This window comes from Corynebacterium sp. HMSC073D01 (assembly GCF_001815555.1).
Taxonomy (GTDB): Bacteria; Actinomycetota; Actinomycetes; order Mycobacteriales; family Mycobacteriaceae; genus Corynebacterium; species Corynebacterium glucuronolyticum.
Genome location: NZ_KV821077.1, coordinates 1 through 342, shown reverse-complemented (window position 1 = coordinate 342; position 342 = coordinate 1). Strand labels below are relative to the sequence as shown.

Here is a 342-nt window from a genome sequence, read left to right as displayed (position 1 = left end):
GGAAGAGGAAGAAGAGCCCGCCAAGGAGGAGAAGAAGGAAGAGCCGGCCGACAAGCCCGCCCCGAAGGCCTCCGGCTCCGCCTCCGACGTGACGATGCCCGAACTCGGCGAATCCGTCACCGAAGGCACCATCACCACGTGGCTCAAGGAAGTCGGCGACGAAGTCGAGGTAGACGAACCACTCCTCGAAGTCTCCACAGACAAGGTCGACACCGAAATCCCCTCACCCGTCGCAGGCACCCTCGTCGAAATCCTTGCCAACGAGGATGACACCGTCGAGGTCGGCGACGTCATCGCCCGCATCGGCGACGCCGACGCAGCGCCCGCCGAGAAGGAAGAGGA

At 64.3% G+C, this 342-nt stretch carries 1 protein-coding gene; it reads left to right on the top strand.

Annotated features, from left to right (window positions below):
• Positions 1-342: biotin/lipoyl-containing protein (locus tag HMPREF3044_RS10270; RefSeq protein WP_141759688.1), on the top strand; the 342-nt coding region annotated here is incomplete at both ends.